The sequence below is a fragment of the Salinibacterium sp. CAN_S4 genome (genome assembly GCF_015752305.1).
Taxonomy (GTDB): Bacteria; Actinomycetota; Actinomycetes; order Actinomycetales; family Microbacteriaceae; genus Rhodoglobus.
Map to the genome: position 1 here is coordinate 1,166,313 of NZ_JADOVB010000001.1, position 16,089 is coordinate 1,182,401.

Annotated in this window: 22 protein-coding genes; 9 read left to right on the forward strand and 13 right to left on the reverse strand. The window is 64.4% G+C overall.

Going from position 1 to position 16,089, the window contains the following annotated elements:
- The first annotated feature begins 222 nt into the window (after window positions 1-222).
- Window positions 223-600, forward strand: a complete 378-nt coding sequence (locus IWX81_RS05765) for a VOC family protein (RefSeq protein ID WP_199280242.1) — start codon at window positions 223-225, stop codon at window positions 598-600.
- A 248-nt stretch (window positions 601-848) separates the two neighbouring features.
- On the opposite strand, the gene IWX81_RS14955 is transcribed toward IWX81_RS05765, so the two are convergent.
- From IWX81_RS14955 to IWX81_RS05790, 5 genes are all read right to left on the reverse strand, one after another.
- The gene (locus IWX81_RS14955; protein WP_334593201.1) at window positions 849-1,109 is read right to left on the reverse strand and encodes a hypothetical protein; all 261 of its coding nucleotides are present in this window, start codon (window positions 1,107-1,109) and stop codon (window positions 849-851) included.
- Between the two features lie 381 nt (window positions 1,110-1,490).
- Complete coding sequence (locus IWX81_RS05775) at window positions 1,491-1,898, reverse strand: YciI family protein (RefSeq protein WP_199280243.1); 408 nt, start codon at window positions 1,896-1,898, stop codon at window positions 1,491-1,493.
- 366 nt (window positions 1,899-2,264) lie between these two features.
- Window positions 2,265-2,708: a hypothetical protein gene (locus IWX81_RS05780; protein ID WP_199280244.1), complete on the reverse strand. Its 444-nt coding sequence runs from the start codon at window positions 2,706-2,708 to the stop codon at window positions 2,265-2,267.
- A gap of 48 nt (window positions 2,709-2,756) precedes the next feature.
- Window positions 2,757-2,936: a hypothetical protein gene (locus tag IWX81_RS05785; protein WP_199280245.1), complete on the reverse strand. Its 180-nt coding sequence runs from the start codon at window positions 2,934-2,936 to the stop codon at window positions 2,757-2,759.
- 30 nt (window positions 2,937-2,966) lie between these two features.
- Window positions 2,967-3,566 carry a dihydrofolate reductase family protein gene (locus IWX81_RS05790; RefSeq protein ID WP_199280246.1) on the reverse strand — a complete coding sequence of 200 codons (600 nt, stop codon included), beginning with the start codon at window positions 3,564-3,566 and terminating at the stop codon, window positions 2,967-2,969.
- A 401-nt stretch (window positions 3,567-3,967) separates the two neighbouring features.
- On the opposite strand from IWX81_RS05790, the gene IWX81_RS05795 reads away from it, so the two are divergent.
- The 5 genes from IWX81_RS05795 to IWX81_RS05815 all read left to right on the forward strand — a co-directional run bounded on the left by IWX81_RS05795 (window position 3,968) and on the right by IWX81_RS05815 (window position 6,648).
- Window positions 3,968-4,408, forward strand: a complete 441-nt coding sequence (locus tag IWX81_RS05795; RefSeq protein ID WP_199280247.1) for a hypothetical protein — start codon at window positions 3,968-3,970, stop codon at window positions 4,406-4,408.
- A 120-nt stretch (window positions 4,409-4,528) separates the two neighbouring features.
- Window positions 4,529-4,852 (forward strand): hypothetical protein, encoded by a 324-nt coding sequence (locus IWX81_RS05800; protein ID WP_199280248.1) that lies wholly within the window; start codon window positions 4,529-4,531, stop codon window positions 4,850-4,852.
- 244 nt (window positions 4,853-5,096) lie between these two features.
- Entirely contained in the window at window positions 5,097-5,645 is a 549-nt protein-coding gene (locus IWX81_RS05805) for a hypothetical protein (RefSeq protein ID WP_199280249.1), read from the forward strand.
- The gene (locus tag IWX81_RS05810) at window positions 5,642-6,217 is read left to right on the forward strand and encodes an RNA polymerase sigma factor (protein ID WP_199280250.1); all 576 of its coding nucleotides are present in this window, start codon (window positions 5,642-5,644) and stop codon (window positions 6,215-6,217) included. The genes IWX81_RS05805 and IWX81_RS05810 overlap by 4 nt, the downstream gene beginning before the upstream one ends.
- A gap of 194 nt (window positions 6,218-6,411) precedes the next feature.
- Complete coding sequence (locus tag IWX81_RS05815) at window positions 6,412-6,648, forward strand: PLDc N-terminal domain-containing protein (RefSeq protein ID WP_199280251.1); 237 nt, start codon at window positions 6,412-6,414, stop codon at window positions 6,646-6,648.
- Window positions 6,649-6,673: 25 nt separating this feature from the next.
- Here the strand turns inward: IWX81_RS05815 and IWX81_RS05820 are convergent, their stop codons facing one another.
- The gene (locus tag IWX81_RS05820) at window positions 6,674-7,048 is read right to left on the reverse strand and encodes a Sec-independent protein translocase TatB (RefSeq protein ID WP_199280252.1); all 375 of its coding nucleotides are present in this window, start codon (window positions 7,046-7,048) and stop codon (window positions 6,674-6,676) included.
- 63 nt (window positions 7,049-7,111) lie between these two features.
- Between IWX81_RS05820 and IWX81_RS05825 the strand changes: the two genes are divergently transcribed.
- Window positions 7,112-7,744 (forward strand): O-methyltransferase, encoded by a 633-nt coding sequence (locus IWX81_RS05825; RefSeq protein ID WP_199280253.1) that lies wholly within the window; start codon window positions 7,112-7,114, stop codon window positions 7,742-7,744.
- Between the two features lie 94 nt (window positions 7,745-7,838).
- Here the strand turns inward: IWX81_RS05825 and IWX81_RS05830 are convergent, their stop codons facing one another.
- The 3 genes from IWX81_RS05830 to dapE all read right to left on the reverse strand — a co-directional run bounded on the left by IWX81_RS05830 (window position 7,839) and on the right by dapE (window position 10,366).
- On the reverse strand, window positions 7,839-8,012 hold the full coding sequence (locus IWX81_RS05830; protein WP_199280254.1) for a DUF3117 domain-containing protein: 174 nt from the start codon (window positions 8,010-8,012) through the stop codon (window positions 7,839-7,841).
- 81 nt (window positions 8,013-8,093) lie between these two features.
- On the reverse strand, window positions 8,094-9,320 hold the full coding sequence (locus tag IWX81_RS05835) for a hypothetical protein (protein WP_334593210.1): 1,227 nt from the start codon (window positions 9,318-9,320) through the stop codon (window positions 8,094-8,096).
- The gene (gene dapE / locus IWX81_RS05840) at window positions 9,302-10,366 is read right to left on the reverse strand and encodes a succinyl-diaminopimelate desuccinylase (RefSeq protein WP_199280480.1); all 1,065 of its coding nucleotides are present in this window, start codon (window positions 10,364-10,366) and stop codon (window positions 9,302-9,304) included. Before dapE ends, IWX81_RS05835 begins: the two co-directional genes overlap by 19 nt.
- 47 nt (window positions 10,367-10,413) lie before the next feature.
- Between dapE and dapD the strand changes: the two genes are divergently transcribed.
- Window positions 10,414-11,343: a 2,3,4,5-tetrahydropyridine-2,6-dicarboxylate N-succinyltransferase gene (gene dapD / locus IWX81_RS05845; RefSeq protein WP_199280255.1), complete on the forward strand. Its 930-nt coding sequence runs from the start codon at window positions 10,414-10,416 to the stop codon at window positions 11,341-11,343.
- 307 nt (window positions 11,344-11,650) lie between these two features.
- Window positions 11,651-12,094 (forward strand): hypothetical protein, encoded by a 444-nt coding sequence (locus tag IWX81_RS05850; RefSeq protein ID WP_199280256.1) that lies wholly within the window; start codon window positions 11,651-11,653, stop codon window positions 12,092-12,094.
- Here IWX81_RS05850 and IWX81_RS05855 read toward each other — a convergent pair.
- From IWX81_RS05855 to IWX81_RS05870, 4 genes are all read right to left on the reverse strand, one after another.
- Window positions 12,091-13,386 (reverse strand): citrate synthase, encoded by a 1,296-nt coding sequence (locus tag IWX81_RS05855; RefSeq protein ID WP_199280257.1) that lies wholly within the window; start codon window positions 13,384-13,386, stop codon window positions 12,091-12,093. The two genes, IWX81_RS05850 and IWX81_RS05855, sit on opposite strands and share 4 nt — an antisense overlap.
- 71 nt (window positions 13,387-13,457) lie before the next feature.
- Complete coding sequence (gene dapC, locus IWX81_RS05860) at window positions 13,458-14,549, reverse strand: succinyldiaminopimelate transaminase (protein ID WP_199280258.1); 1,092 nt, start codon at window positions 14,547-14,549, stop codon at window positions 13,458-13,460.
- A complete protein-coding gene (gene fdxA, locus IWX81_RS05865) occupies window positions 14,546-14,875 on the reverse strand; it encodes a ferredoxin (protein ID WP_199280259.1) in 330 nt (109 codons plus the stop codon). The genes dapC and fdxA overlap by 4 nt, the downstream gene beginning before the upstream one ends.
- Window positions 14,872-16,038 (reverse strand): PIG-L family deacetylase, encoded by a 1,167-nt coding sequence (locus IWX81_RS05870; protein WP_199280260.1) that lies wholly within the window; start codon window positions 16,036-16,038, stop codon window positions 14,872-14,874. The genes fdxA and IWX81_RS05870 overlap by 4 nt, the downstream gene beginning before the upstream one ends.
- Window positions 16,039-16,089 lie beyond the last annotated feature (51 nt).

Below are 16,089 nucleotides of genomic sequence, written 5' to 3' on the forward strand. Positions count from 1 at the left end.
AAAGGCTGCCGGTTCGACGAGCGGGACGCTCGCACCGGGTACTCGTGGTTTCGCCGCCGCCTGCAACGATCCAGGTAACGTGGCGCAGCGAAAGTTCCCGTGATCCCCCCGTCGACCTTGACTCAGAGCGATCTTCGGACGCGATGACCGTGGCCATGGCAATTAAGCACAGGGCACCGCTAGCTGACATTAAGGCTCACCCCATCTCATGAGGAGAAGAAAATGAATGAAAACCTTGCGACTCGCCTGCTGAGCGTGTCCGTCCCCGTGCACGACCAGAACACCGCGTTGGACTACTACCGTGACGTTCTCGGCATGGAAGTCCGCGTCGACGAGGAAGCATGGCCGGGCGCTCGTTGGCTGGAGGTAGCGCCCCCCGGATCATCGGTGAGCATCGTCCTACTGCCGCGCGACAGCGGCTTCCCCATCGGCATTCGGCTCGGTACCGAAGACGCCGACGCCGCCCACGAAGCGCTGACCGCAGCCGCCACTATCCCCGACACCGAGGTGCTGCACACCGACTTCGACAACCCGATGTTCAGCTTCGCCGACCCCGCAGGCAACGTCTTAGTCCTCATTCAGGACAACCCAGACTCGTGAATATTTCGGGTGCATGGTCCTCATCCGGGCGGACGAACGAACGTGGGCCGTGTCGTTCGGCGCAAGAGCATGGCCGGGACTACTGAAGATGCGGTCGACCAACTCGATAAGTTTCGCGTCGACGAATAGTCCGATGTCGAGTGGAGCGGTGACGTGGTCGAGCATCAATTCGTCGATGGCCTAGAGGAACCAGGCGATCTCGGTTCGCCCCCGGGCAGGCCCGAGGCGTCCTTGAATGGGACATTCTCCTAGAACGCTCTCCGCCGCCACGTCCCGAGAGTTGCGGCGATTGCGGGGTCTCGTGTGGCTTCTAGCCGCAGCCCGAAGAGGTCGAGTGACACGTGCCGGTCAGCGCTGCACCGTCGCACGATGTCGCGGAGATAGGCGGCGAAGAGTGCCCGGTCGGGTGAGTTATCCAGCGGAATGCCGACAAGCCGCTGCTTCGCACGACTTATGCGCTGCGCCATTGTTGCCTCCGGCACGAGGAAGGCATGCGCAATCTGCCGCATGGTTAGACCTGCGACTGCACGCAGCGTGAGCGCGATCGCGATCGCCGATGCCGACGTGAGGACCGGGTGCGTGCACAACAAGTAAGGCGCGAGCGTGTCGTCACGCGGAGGCACACAACCAGGTTCGGGCTCTGTTCCAAGCCGCACCTGCCGGGCAGTGCGCGCCGTGTCGCTTCGCGCCTGGTCGGGGGAACACGCGCCACCCAACCGTGACGAGCCACGCAGGCATATCGCGCACTCCCGCGAGATCCGATCTCTCAAGTGCGCGCACGAGGGCGGCCTGAACAGCATCCTCGGCCGACGCGAAATCCGCACCACGCCGGACGAGGATGCCGACCCCCTCAGGGATCGCGCGGCGGAATACCGTCGCATCTACCTGCGTCAACCCAAGTCGGACGGCGGCGCGCTCATGACCTCACGCACCTCCAGCCACTCGCCCAGAGGTGTGCCACCCGCCCATGGCGCAGCAGACAGTTCGGAGGCGAGCTCCACAGCCCGTTCGTAGGAGTCGACCTCGACCATCATCCAACCCGCGATGAGGTCTTTTGTCTCGGCGAAAGGACCGTCGACAACGGGTGGGCGCCCCTCGCCATCGAAGCGAATCCACTCGCCATCTATCGAGAGGCCCTCCGACGAGACCATCTCACCCGACGCGATGAGCCGCTTCTCCATGTCTTTCATGTACTGCACGTGCGCGGCCCACTCGTCCGGGGTGAGCTGATCCATCGCGACAGAGTTCACCGAGGGACGTCCGCCCCGGTAGTGCTTGAGCATCAGATATTTGGCCATGAGAGCCTCCCATTCGGTACGGCCCATTCTGGCCGCTTCAGATAAGACACGGAACCGAAACGGGGATCTCGACATCAGTCGGCGAGGTTTTCGCGCGATCTGCGGCATCACAGTGTCTCGTAACCTACATGTGTCGTAACCCATGCGAGTCAACACAACCAGGCTGGACCTTCACCCGCGTGGGCGCGATGAGACACCTCGCAACTGTACGGATACGAGAAGGCTGGAGCACCGACTTCGACGTAGCCAAACTTATTCAGCTCATCGAAGAGAAGCCCGGCGAGAAGCACGTCGACGCACATTGAGGTCATCCGAAGGAGGTCATCGTCGGTCCGACGAACAATTGTGCGCAAAACAAGTCCAGAGTTACACGGTCCCGCTGAACACTGAGGACCACATCTCGTTCTCATCGTAAAGCGCACGAACCTTATCAAGCTCGGCTTCCGCTTCGCTCGGATCATCGACGACCTGGCCCGCGACCAACCATTCGTCACCTTGGAGACCGGCGAAGGCGTAGGCGCGGCTGCCGGGGGTGCGAAGCTGGTGATGATCGTTCTGGCGGGCGGTGACAGCACCGTGACCTGGCTCCCAGAGGCGAACAGAGTCTGGATCTCCGCCGCCAAGGATCACCACGTCGAACCATCGCCAGACAACGGCGCTTCTACCGTCAGGTGCGGTCGCAACGGCGACGAGATGACCGGGCGATACGCGATCCGTGCGGGATGACGGAAACGGTGCCGCAAATGGTACCGACACCGGGCCATCATTCGACCATGTCATGCACGCCGCATCGGTGACGCCCACCACCACGGCGGTGTTTAGGCGGATCCCGGAATCATTTCCGTGAGAAAAGGGGCATCAGGTTGGCTTGTCGACGAACCCGATGATCTGCCAGTCCAAGTGAAGGATATTGTTCGCTGACCGCGGTCTCAACTGGTCGGCGAACACCGAACGGGCGCCGGCGACCAGCTTCTCGTTGAAGTCGACGATCACAGCCAATTCTGCGGCGGTTCCCGATCCGCTCCGATGGTCGATCATCTTGACGACATAGTGGATTGCGCGATTCTCTCAGGCGTAGTCGGGGCGGCCGGTAAGTCGGTAGGTGTGGGCAAGTATTCCGGTCGGGAACGCTCGCGTTTCGACTAGGTCGAGGCCGAAGTCTTTGCCCTGCTGCGGGAAAAGCCGAACGCCGTCTCCTACGATGACGGGGAACACGATGAGGTCGAGCTTGTCGACGAGCTCTTTTTCGAGTAGCCAGCGCGCCAGCACACCGCTGCCCACGACCACCAGTTCGCCGCCGGGATGCGCCTTCAGGTTCTTGACGCCACCCGAGATATTCTCTGAGATGTCCGTCGTATTCTCCCATATCGGCTCGCTGAGCGTCTGGGACACGACGTACTTTGGCCGAGGATTCGTCACGCCCGCGAACGGATTCGAGTTGTCGGCCTGACCACCCCAATATCCCTCGAAAAGTCCGCAAGTTCTTTGGCCGAGCAGGAACGCGTCCGCGCGCTCCCATGTCGAGGCGATGTATTCCGCGGCTTGCTGATCGGGCTTGCCCCGAGACCAACCGCCGCGTATAAATCCGGGGTCGAGCTTGTCATTATTGGCTCCGTTGGCCTGCATGACGCCGTTGACGCTCACCCGGATTGACATGGTGAGATTCATGGTTGAGCGCCCCGTTCTGAGTCACCTCTGTGGGGCGGCTTCATTACTGCGACGAACGCGATCATCCTGCTTCGACCATTGTTGCCCCATGCCCCCACATGGTTTGCACTTGCAGCGTTAGCCAGCGAACCGATACTCCGGGAGGAGGTTCGCATCAGAGGGGATCGAACGACGACACACGAGTGAACTCTTTGCTCAGGTCTCGTGAGTGACCTCGACGTTAGATCATCTGCGGCCCTTCGTCGGTGCGGCGGTCGGACCATAACGGCGCCGGGGTACGGGCGCTGTTATCTGCTCGTCCACGCCGCCGGGTTACGCAGTGTGTCGACGAACTAGCTCGGTGGGCGGTCTTGCGCCACCCATGTGTCTCGGTTATACAGGCAAGCATGGAGAATCTTCGATTGAGAGTCGATGTTGACGCTCCCGCGCAGCACGTCTGGAACATCATGCTCGACCTGGACACCTACCGCGAATGGACAGGTGCCTTCCAGGAGGGATCAACCTACGAGGGCGGCTGGAACGCGGGCGACGACATCCGCTTCGTCGGCCCGAACGACGATGGCACGGTGAGTGGCCTTTTCGGCACCATAGTGACGAATCGGCTCCACGAGTTCGTGTCGATCCGCTATCTCGGGGAGATTGAGAATAACGTCGAGAACCGTGATGGGCCCGCCGTCGGGATGAACGAGAGCTATTCATTCAGCGAGACCGACGGGGTGACGACACTCGTCGTCGAGCTCGAGATGCCCGACGAGTGGGCCGACGACATGCGCTCCACGTGGTCAGACGCGATGGTCACGATCAAACGGTTAGCAGAGCGGGTAAGGGGAAAGACACCCTGACCCGTTAAGGGACGGAAAGGTTCGTCGGTCGCGTTCCACCAACTGTCTGGTCTTCGGACGTGTCCGAATATCCCGCAAATCGTCCCCCTGCTAATGACCCTGGCTCGTAGAGTACTGAGCATGCGAGCAACAGAAACAGTGCATGCCGCGCCGCGCGACTCCATTGACTTGCCTGCCTATCGTGTGAACTTCTGGCAACGACTCTCACCCGAGCAGGCGTGGAATCTGAACGCCTACGTCCTCACAGAGGCTGAGAACATCACCGAATTACTCCGGTGGGTGGACGAGCACGCGGCCGGACGCCGTTTCGAGGTATTTGTGGAGATGAACGAGGAACCAGAACGCTGGTTCCAGAGCCCGCGAACAACTGGGCTCATTCGGTTGCTTGGACGCAACCCCAATGCTGGCGAAACCGTTGAGATCGTCCCACTCGAAAAGATGTAGCTTTTGGCGATTCAGGTGCTTGGGCGCCCGCATGACGTTCCTTGTCGTGCCGCTGAAGTGTCTCGAAATCAAAGAGTGCCGAACACATGGGATGCAACACAGGCGCACCCGGCCGTCGATGCGCAGGAGACACCGCATACGTCTACGGTCATGAGAACCCGATCGGCGTGCGTCACAGACGATGCAACAGATTGCGGTGTGCCGGTCATGACCAGGAAAACAACACTTCAAGATGGGACCCGTCATGAACCACGAATCGTTCGACCGCATGCTCACCATTGCGGGCAAGACCACGCTGGAAGGGGACGCCAGCGTACGGCATAGCCTGCTCGCGGTTTCGCAGCAGGCGAAGCGCGAAAGCCACCGCTCCCGGCAGCAGGTAAAGAATTTCGTCCCCCTGATAGCACTCGGTGCCCTCGCTTTGACCGGAGCAGCGGCCGCGTGGATGACGTCGGTCCAGCCTGACGTTCTGGTCCCTGTTGCCTATACGACCGACGCAGGCCAGTCTTTCGAGTGTGTCATCTATCTCGAGGTACCTGACCCTGAGCTCCGCGCGTATCTGCAGGCCACCGACTGGGACGGTGTCGGCCAACGCATCTACGACCATGCTCTCGCGGCATCTCTCGCCGCCAACATCGACGATCTCAGCTTCGACTCCACCGTCGAACGCGAGAGCTGGGAGTGGTTCGCCGCGTCGGACGAGTTCACCGTAGGGAGTGTCCCTGCCGAGCTACTCCCCGCGAACGACGTGGTGGCCGCCTCGGACTCGAGCTGCACCGGGGACCTGCATTGAGTACCGACACCTCAGGTGCTCGACTCGAGGCCCTCGTGACGCTCGAATCGTCGCGACTGCTGCAGTATTTCGCGAGACGCGTCGACAACACTCAGGATGCTGCCGACCTCGTCAGCGAGACGCTGCTCGTCGCATGGCGCCGACACCAGTCGATCCCGTCCGACAGCGTCGAGGCCCGGATGTGGCTTTATGGCGTCGGTCGCCGCGTGCTCTCCACCCACTGGCGATCCCGTCGACGACGGAACTCACTCACTGACAGGTTGCGCGAAAGTCTCGCGGAAATCTCCGTGTGGGCGAACGAGCAGCCTGACATCGAGAGTGTCCGCGATGCAATCGAGACCCTTGCCCCCAAGGATCGGGAGCTCATCAGGCTTGTCTACTGGGACGGCTTCACGCTCGCCGAAGCGGCCATCCTTCTTCGCATCCAGCCCGCCACGGCACGCAGCCGTATCGCTCGGGCGCGCGTCGCTCTACGGCGCCAACTTGCGGAACCTCCGGACACCGCCATCACCAGGCGCTCGGCCCGCCACGAGTCGTCATCGCAGGTTTCCCGTGCCCGAAGCAGGGTCTAGCGCACCGGTTCTCTCCAGCGCGACAACTGAAGCGCCATATTTCACGATTCGACGCAATTAACCGGCGACGAGCACGCGCAAATGACCTGCACGTGAGATGCCTCGTAACCCATGAGCGGTTTCAGGCGGTCGTCTGCAGCTCCGCGCGATCGCAAAGCATGGCCACTCGTAGAACCCCACCCTAGGCTGACGACATGGTCGAGCCAGTGAATCCCATCCTTCCCGTCGGTTTCGACATCGCGTGGGCCACAGTGAGCGTTCTGTTGATCGCCCTGCACGTCATAGCGCTTGTCTCGGTGGCTCGAACTGCCAGCCGCCTGACGTCGACGCAGGCCCTGATCTGGACGCTCGTGACCATTTTCGTGCCGGTCGTCGGGCCGGCGGCGTGGCTTGCGATTGGACGTCGATCCGCCCTTGCCGCAGTGCGCTGAGCCATCCCACCCCTGGACGTCAGCGCTAGGTCGACTCAGTGTCGTGCGGGGTCGGCAGGTTCTCCCTGAGCATCCGCTGCCGCTGGGCGTACGCTGATTCGGCGGGAGGTCGCACGACGGCGGCTGGCTTCGCGGGCTCATCCGGACCTTCGAGCAGGGCCTCCCGGATGATGCGGCGCGGGTCGTACTGCCGCGGGTCCATCTTCTTCCAGTCGATGTCGTCGAAGTCGGGGCCCATCTCTTCGCGCATGCGCTCCTTCGCGCCATCCGCCATTCCCCTGATCGACTTCACGAGCCTCGCGAGTTGGGACGCGTAGTAGGGCAGCCGCTCCGGTCCGAGCAGGAAGACAGCGATGATCCCAATCACGAGAAGTTTTTCGAAAGTGAGACCGAAGGACACTCGCTCAGGATACCCGCAGTCGGTCGCGAGTAACCCTAGAGTTGGCCCAGTGAGGAGCACCCCGTGTCAGACAAGTTGTTGAGCTGGAAATTCGCCGAGGAGTTTGCCGTCGAGCGACCAGATGTGCTCGCGGCGCGACTGCATTCCCTCGAACTCGGAATCGAGCCGATCACCCCGTCGATGGGTGCGCAACTCGCCGTGATCGCGGCTGCTACCGCCCCCACCAACATGATCGAAATCGGCACCGGACTCGGCGTCAGCAGCATGTGGCTGATGCACGGGGCACCCGAGGCCGTTCTCACGACCATCGACTCCGAACTCGACTACCAGCAGCAGGCGCGCAGGGCTTTCGGTGACGCTGGGATCCCGGCCAACCGCATCCGGCTCATCTGTGGCAGGGCGCTGGACGTGCTTCCCCGCATGAACGAGGGCAGCTACGACCTGGTCTTCATCGACGGCGACCCGCAGTCCGTGGTCGAGTACGTCGAGCACGGCCTGCGACTGGCCCGCCGCGGCGGGACCGTCGTGGTTGCGCACGCGCTCTGGAAGGGCCGCGTCGCGGATCCCGCCCAGCGTGACGACGTCGTGGCGAACTTCAGGTTCCTGCTCAACGAGATCGCCGGTTCCGACGACGTCATCGGGGCGTTGTCGCCCGTGGGTGACGGCCTGCTCCAGCTCACCAAACTCACCGACTGAGGCGCACGCGGCTGGACAATAGCCGCTTCGGGGCGTGAAAATCGGGCGCCGCCCGAAAGCGACGCCCGACGTAGTCTGTGTAGACCGTGGTAAATCAGACGGGCGCGACTACTCCGGCAAGCGCGTCATGAAGTTCTTTAGCCTCGGCATCGTTGACGGAGACGACAAGTCGCCCCCCACCCTCGAGTGGAACGCGAACGATGATGAGGCGACCTTCTTTGACAGCCTCCATTGGCCCGTCACCGGTCCTCGGTTTCATGGCTGCCATATTGGTTCCCCTTTCACGAAGAATACGTCTTCTATTATCGTTCATTCCTCGCGTATCGAGAAAACGAGGGCCGCCGCTGGGTTAGGGCGGCGTCCAGTCCTCGCCGTCGACCCACCAGCCGAACTGCACCCACGCCCACTGGCCCACGACGCAGAGCGCCACCAGCAACACGCGATAGGTGATCGACTTCGGCAGCGCGAGCACACCCAGCGCGGGAAACAGCGGCATCAGCAGGCGGAACAGGCTCGACTGCGGAAAGAACACGGCCAGCAGGTACAGGGCGTAGCTCGCGATCCAGAAGCGCAGGTCGACGCCGATGCGGCGCGCCCACGGTGACAGCAGCGCGGCGAAGAACCCGGCGACGACGATCACGAGCAGCACGAGCAACACCGGTTGAGGCATCCTGAACCAGGGCGCCCAGAATTCCGTGGCGCTCACCCAGGCGGTGAATGGCACCAGTTCGCCGTAGCCGATGTAGGCCGCGCGCCACCCGAGCTCAGTGTCGGTGTAGGCCGTCATCGACCCCGTGACGGCCCATGCGATGAGCAGCCAGGCGACTCCGCTGAACGCGCTGAACAACCCGACGCTGATGGATGCCACGCGGTCGCGCAGCGCGAACTCCTCCCTGTTGCGTGCGGAGGGTCGCTGCATCCACCACCGGTACCCGACGTGCAGCAGCATCGTCAGCGCGAACGCGAGGCCACTGGGGCGGGTCAGCGACATGACGGCGACCACGGGGATGAGCATCCAGTACCGGCGCTGCACCAGCAGGTACAGCGCGAGGGTGAGCAGCAGCAGGTGCATCGACTCCGCATACGACACCTGCAGGATCGGCGACAGCGGGGCAACGCAGAACAGCACCACGGCGAACAGGGCCGTGCCGCCGGGCAGCACCAGGTGCATGAGCTTGTAGAACATGAGCGCGGCCGCGAGGGAGAACGCGACAGAGACGCAGACGGCGACGACGGGGAAGCCCTGGCCGGTCAGCTGCATGAAGAACCTGACGACCGCCGGATACGCGGGCATGAAGGCCCAGGCGTTCTCGGCAACGCGGCCGTCGGCGGTCATCGGGAGCGTCCACGGATATCCCACGGCACTGATGATGTAGTACCAGTGCCCGTCCCAGATCGCGGCAAAGTCGAAGTAGCTTGGCTTCGGACCCGTCCACGGGTTCGCATCCTGCCGCCCGGCGAACGACAGCATGATGGCCGTGGTCACAACCCTCGACGCGGCAAAGATCACGATGACCTTCACCCACCACGGGGTGAACCGGTAGCGGACGGCCAGTGCTACGGAGCGCTCAGCCACGCCCGCAGCCCCCGCTCGCACTCCAGGATCTCGCCCACCGCGACGCGTTCGTCGTCGGCGTGTGCTTTCAGGGGATCCCCCGGGCCGTAGTTCACGGCGGGGATGCCGAGGGCGGAGAAGCGTGCGACGTCGGTCCAGCCGTACTTCGGAGCGGCCTCTCCCCCGACCGCTGCGAGGAAGTCGCGGGCCAGCGGAGCATCGAGCCCGGGGCGAGCGCCCTCGGCCATATCGGTGACCTCGATCTCGAAACCCGCGAAGACCTCCCGCAGGTGAGCCTCGGCATCGGCGGCGCTGCGGCTCGGCGCGAACCGATAGTTGATGCTGATGACCGTGAGGTCGGGGATGACGTTGCCCGCCACGCCACCGGTGATGCCGACAGCGTTCAGGCCTTCACGGTAGACCAGCCCGTCCACCTCCAGCTGGGCTGGCTCGTACGCCGCGAGGATCGCGAGCACGGGTGCGGCGTCGTGAATGGCGTTGTGGCCCACCCATGAGCGCGCAGAGTGCGCACGCAGGCCGCGCAGCGTGATGTTCGCGCGGGCCGTGCCGTTGCATCCACCCTCGATCTTCGCGCTGGTGGGCTCACCCAGAATCGCGAAGTCACCCTCGAGCAGCTCGGGTCGCGTGCGTGCGAGCCGGCCGAGACCGTTCAGGGCGCTGTCGACCTCCTCGTGGTCGTACCAGATCCACGTGAGGTCGACGGGAGGCGCCGAGAGCTCGGCCGCCAGCTTGAGGGCGACGGCAACTCCGCCCTTCATGTCGACGGTGCCGCGACCAACGAGGTAACCGTCCTGCTCGACCACAGGCAGGTTGTCGTTGATCGGAACGGTGTCGATGTGGCCGGCGATCACGACGCGGCGGCCGCGACCGAGTGTGGTCCGCGCCACGATGGCGTCGCCATCCCGCACCAGTTCGAGGTGCTCGCACCCGGCGAGCGCGGCCATGATCGCATCGGCGATGAGCTTCTCGTCGCCCGAGACCGACTCGATGTCGCACAACTGGCGAGTGAGCTCGACCGAGGTTGCGGTCAGGTCGAGAAAGGGGATGGCACGATCGGTGTCAGTCACCCGACCAGTTTAAGTACTCTTGAGGCATGACTTCGCGCGCTGCATGGGGCTACGGGCTTGCCACCGTTGCCGGAGACGGAACCGTTCTCGACACCTGGTTCCCCAGGCCCGCCCTCGGCGCACTGCCAGACGGCACCGATCCCTACATCGCTCCGGCCGAATTCGAAGACCTCGAGAGCGCAGACGAGCGTCGCAATGTGACCATCGACTTCCGCACCGTCGAGATCGATCTGGATGCCGCACCGGCCTCCACGGAAGACGCCTACCTGCGACTGCACCTGCTCAGCCACCTGCTCGTGCAGCCCAACACGATCAACCTCGACGGACTCTTCGGGCACCTGCCGATCGTGGTGTGGACCAACGCCGGCCCCGTGCATCCCGACGATTTCGACCGGCTGCGCCCCCGACTGCAGCGGGCGGGGATCGCCGCCACCGGCATCGACAAGTTCCCACGACTGCTCGACTACGTGTCACCCACTCGCGTGCGCATCGCCGATGCTTCCCGCGTGCGACTCGGCGCCCACCTCTCCCCCGGTACCACGGTCATGCACGAAGGATTCGTGAACTTCAATGCGGGCACCCTCGGCACCTCCATGGTCGAGGGCCGCATCTCACAGGGCGTCGTGGTCGGCGACGGAGCGGATATCGGCGGCGGGGCATCCATCATGGGCACCCTCTCCGGCGGCGGAACAGAGCGCGTCTCGATCGGGGCCCGCGCGCTGCTCGGCGCCAACTCGGGTGTCGGCATCTCGATCGGAGACGACACGGTCGTCGAGGCCGGGCTGTACGTGACAGCTGGCACCAAGGTCATCCTCGCCGACGGGGCGACGGTCAAGGCCGTCGAGCTGAGCGGGATGCCGGGGCTGCTGTTCCGGCGCAACTCGGTGACGGGTGCGGTCGAGGTGCTCACCCGCTCCGGCAAGGGCGTCGAGCTCAACACCTCCCTGCACGCCTGACCGCGGCCTTCCGCCTTCCGCCTCTCCGCCTCTCCGCCCCTCCCGAATCGACGGAGATCCGGATGCCCGGCGGCCAAGTTCCGCGGCACGGCGGCCCGCGGCACCCAGTTTCTCCGTCGTTTCGGAAGGTAGGGCCGCACTTACTCGACGTATGGCGTCGTGCCATACGTTCTTCGAGGGGAGCACCCGTTGCCTCCTACCGGGGAGCCTGTTGCCTCCTACCGGGAGCCCGCAGGTCGCCGCCGTGAGGTGTGCCGTGAGGTGTGATGTGGCGCCCACCATCCCGAGGGACGGGTAGCGTTCATCCATGAGGGTTCGCCAGGCGCTGCTGCTGGTCGCCGCGGTGGCGGCGGTCGTGGCAGTGGCGATGCTCGGTCGACTGCTGTTCGTCGGCGCCAACCCCGGCGAGCAGACGTTCTCGGGTTTCTACACCTCAGACAGCGACATCCGGGTCACGAATCTCACGATCAACGGGGGCCACACGGCGGTCGGTTATTCGGTGGATGTGCTCGTCGTTCCGAATGGCGTGTCGACGGGCATCCGGTGCGGCATGGTGGATACCAGCGGGCGGCTGGACTTCTTCGAGGCGAGCCGTACGCGCGCCGAAGCCGGCACATGGACGACCCTCGCGTTCGACGCGAACTTCGAGCTGCCCGAACTCACGCTCGGCATGCGCTGCTCACCGGATCGCACCGGCCAGCTGACCGTGATCTTCCGGGACGCAGAGCTGCACGCCACCCCCATCGACTAGCGCTGCGGCCAGTTCCTGACCTCGGAGCCCGTATACAACTGCTGGGGGCGGCCGATCTTCGTCATCGGGTCTTCGTTCATCTCGCGCCAGTTCGCGATCCAGCCGGGAAGTCGACCGATGGCGAACAGCACAGTGAACATGCGGGACGGGAATCCCATCGCCTTGTAGATGACGCCGGTGTAGAAGTCGACGTTCGGGTAGAGCTTGCGCTCGATGAAGTAGTCGTCGGCGAGCGCGACGGCTTCGAGTTCCTTGGCGATGTCGAGGAGGTCGTCCTTCACGCCGAGGGCGGCGAGCACCTCGTCGGCACTCTCTTTCACGAGCGTCGCCCGCGGGTCGAAGCTCTTGTACACGCGGTGGCCGAAGCCCATGAGGCGGATGCCGTCTTCCTTGTTCTTGACGCGTTCGACGAACTTCTCGACGCCCTCGCCCGAGGCCTTGATCTCGGCGAGCATCTTGAGCACAGCCTCGTTCGCGCCACCGTGGAGCGGGCCATAGAGTGCGTTGATCCCGGCAGAGATCGAGGCGAAGATGTTGGCCTCGGTCGAACCGACGAGTCGCACGGTCGAGGTCGACGCGTTCTGCTCGTGGTCTTCGTGAAGGATCAGCAGCCGGTCGAGCGCCTTGGACAGCACAGGGTTGACCTCGTACGGCTCGGCGTGGTTGCCGAAGTTCAGCTTGAGGAAGTTGTCCACGAAGCTGAGGCTGTTGTCCGGGTAGAGGAACGCCTGGCCGAGGCTCTTCTTGTGCGCATAGGCCGCGATCACCGGCAGCTTCGCCAGCAGCCTGATCGTCGAAATCTCGACCTGCTCCGGATCGCGCACGTTGAGCGAGTCTTCGTAGTAGGTCGATAGCGCAGACACCGCGCTCGAGAGCACAGACATGGGGTGGGCGTTATGGGGAAGCGCGTCGAAGAAGCGGCGCAGGTCTTCGTGCAGGAGAGTGTGGCGGCGCACCTTCTCGTCGAACTCACCGAGCTGGTCGGCCGTCGGCAGCTCGCCATAAATCAGCAGCCACGCAACCTCGAGATACGTTGAGTTCTTGGCGACGTCCTCGATGGCATAACCGCGATAGCGCAGGATGCCCTTATCGCCGTCGATGTAGGTGATGGCGCTTCGCGTCGACGCGGTATTCACAAAACCCTGGTCGAGGGCCGTGTACCCCGTCTGCTTCATGAACGTGGAGATGTCGATCGAGTCATGGCCATCCGTGCCGCGGATCACCGGGAACTCGGCACTCCCGCCCGGAAAATGGAGGGTGGCCTTCTCGGGGTCTGGGGAGGCTGCATTCACCTCTACAGCTTAGGGTGCAGCCCCGACCACTGTCACATGGCCAAAGGATGCCGCTGTGGCTTAGAGAAGTTCTACAGAGCGAGTCGCGCGACGGCGGTATCGATGTCCGCATCCGTTGCCGTCAGGGCAATGCGCACGTGCTTCGCCGGAGCCTCGTTGTAGAAGGAACCCGGGGCGACCAGAATGCCTAGCTCGGCGAATTCGGCGACGGATGCCCAGGAATCCTGTCCCTTCGTCACCCAGAGGTACAGCCCGCCCTCGCTGTGGTCGACCGTCCAGCCGGCGGCCTCGACAGCCGGACGGAGTCGCGCGCGGCGGGCCCGGTACAGCTCCCGTTGCGCTGCCACGTGCTCCTCGTCTGCGAGGGCGGCGATCATGGCCTGCTGCACCGGCGCAGGCGGGATCAGTCCGAGATGTTTGCGCACGGCGAGCAGTTCCCCGATGATCCTGCTGCAACCGGCGGCAAAAGCAGCGCGGTAGCCGGCGAGGTTGGACTGCTTGCTCAGGGAGTAGACGGCGAGCACGTTGGAGCGATCGTCACCGATCACCCGTGGGTCGAGGATGGATGGCGTGCTCGAGTCGGTCTCCCAGCTCAGCTCGGCGTAACACTCGTCGCCGGCGATCACCGCACCCAGTTCGCGCGCCCGGCTGACGGCCGCGCGCAACTCATCGACCGACAGCACCCGGCCGTCGGGGTTGCCCGGGCTGTTCACCCAGATGAGCTTCGTGTTCTCCGGCCATTCCGCGGGGTCGTCCGACGCCACGACCGTCGCTCCGACGACAGCGGCTCCGATGGCGTACGTGGGATAGGCGATCGCTGGCTGCACGACGACGTCGCCTTTGCCGAGCCCGAGCAGCATCGGCATGAGCGCGATCAGCTCCTTGGAGCCGATTGTCGGCAGCACGTTGTCGACGCTCAGGCCGCTCACTCCCCTGCGGCGCTCGAACCACTCCACGATCGCTTCACGAAGCGCGGGCGTTCCCATCGTCTGCGGGTAGGCGTGCGCGTCGGTCGCTGCCGCGAGGGCGTCCCGAACCACAGCGGGCGTGGCATCCACCGGGGAACCGATCGACAGGTCGACCATTCCGCCCGGGTGCGCTTTCGCACGCTCGATGTATGGCGCGAGGGAATCCCAGGGGAAGTCGGGGAGCGCGAGGCTCATTCTGACGAGCCGCCGCCTTCGGGCAGTGCTGAGATGAGTTCGTGATCTTTGTGGATGACGCCGACCTTGGCTGCTCCGCCGGGCGAGCCGACGTCGTCGAAGAATTCGACGTTGGCCTTGTAGTACGCAGCCCACTTATCGGGGAGGTCGTCTTCGTAGTAGATCGCCTCGACCGGGCAGACCGGTTCGCAGGCGCCGCAGTCGACGCATTCGTCCGGATGGATGTACAGCATCCGGTCACCTTCGTAGATGCAGTCGACCGGGCACTCGTCGATGCAGGCGCGGTCCTTGAGATCGACGCAGGGCTGGGCGATGACGTACGTCACAGGAGATCGGAACCTTTCGAAGCAGAGGATCCAATATTACCGGGTCTCAGGCTGGGAACCGGTCGCGTGAACCGCGGCCACGCCAGCACGATCGCGGCGATGATCACCGGAGCGTACGTCCAGGTGTATCCCGCCGGGTTGGCAGGCACGAGAACGCTGCCGCCGGAAGTCTGGATCGCGAGAAGCGCCGAGGCCCCGAGCAGGCCGATAGCGGCGCACCCAGCGACGATGCGGGTCTCGAACACGACGCGGAGCCCGACGAGGATCGCGGCGGTCACGATGACGGCCGTGACGACACCCCACGGAACGGTCAGCGGGCCCACGGCGATCGTCGCCTGGTGAGCCGCGGTCAGCGTCACCCCGGCGAAAGCACCGAGCAGCGTCGCCACCACGAGCGCAGCCACACGGCTCACGAGACTCTGGTCGTGGAATCCTGAGACTCCCGCGGGGTGCACCCTCGTGTACGTCTCCGCCTGCGCGATCGGGCGGGCGGCGCCGGACGAGAGTGAGAACGTATCGCCGTCGAGCGTGACCTGGGTGCGGTGGGCCGCGAGAGCTGCGCGCTTCCGCTCGAGCACGGGCTCGGCATCCACCCGGAACGGTCCCGGTTTCGAACCCGGGCTGTCGACCACATAGAACGGCACGCGCACGACTTCCGCGGCGGCACGGGTCGCATCGTGGGCCCGCACATGGTCAGGATGCCCGTAGCCGCCGTCAGCGGCATAACTCACCACGACGTCGGGCTCCCGGTCGATGATCACGGTCGCGATGTCTGCGGCGACATCGCCCAACTCGGCCGCGGACAGGGATTCCGGATGCATCGGCTGGAGCGCTTGCGCGCCGTTCGGCCCCCACTGCATGCCGGAGTCGAGGTAGCGACGAGGAGGCCGCCCCTCCCACCGCGCGCCATCGAGCCCCAGGAACAGGTGATCGGTGACGCCGAGGGCGGCCAGTGCCTCCCGGAGCTCGCGCTCACGCTCCGATGCCAGCCCGACTCCGGAGAGGTGCCGAAGTTCCGCCGGGATGACCTCGCCCAGTTCCCCGCGCGTACAGGTGAGCACCGTCACGATGGCTCCCCGCTCGATGAGAGTGGCGATCGCGGCCCCCGTAGCGATCGTCTCGTCATCCGGGTGGGCATGCACGAACAGCACACGCTCAGTCATGCGTCCCCCTTTTTCCTCGAACCAGACAGGCTCATTCATCCGACTAGACAG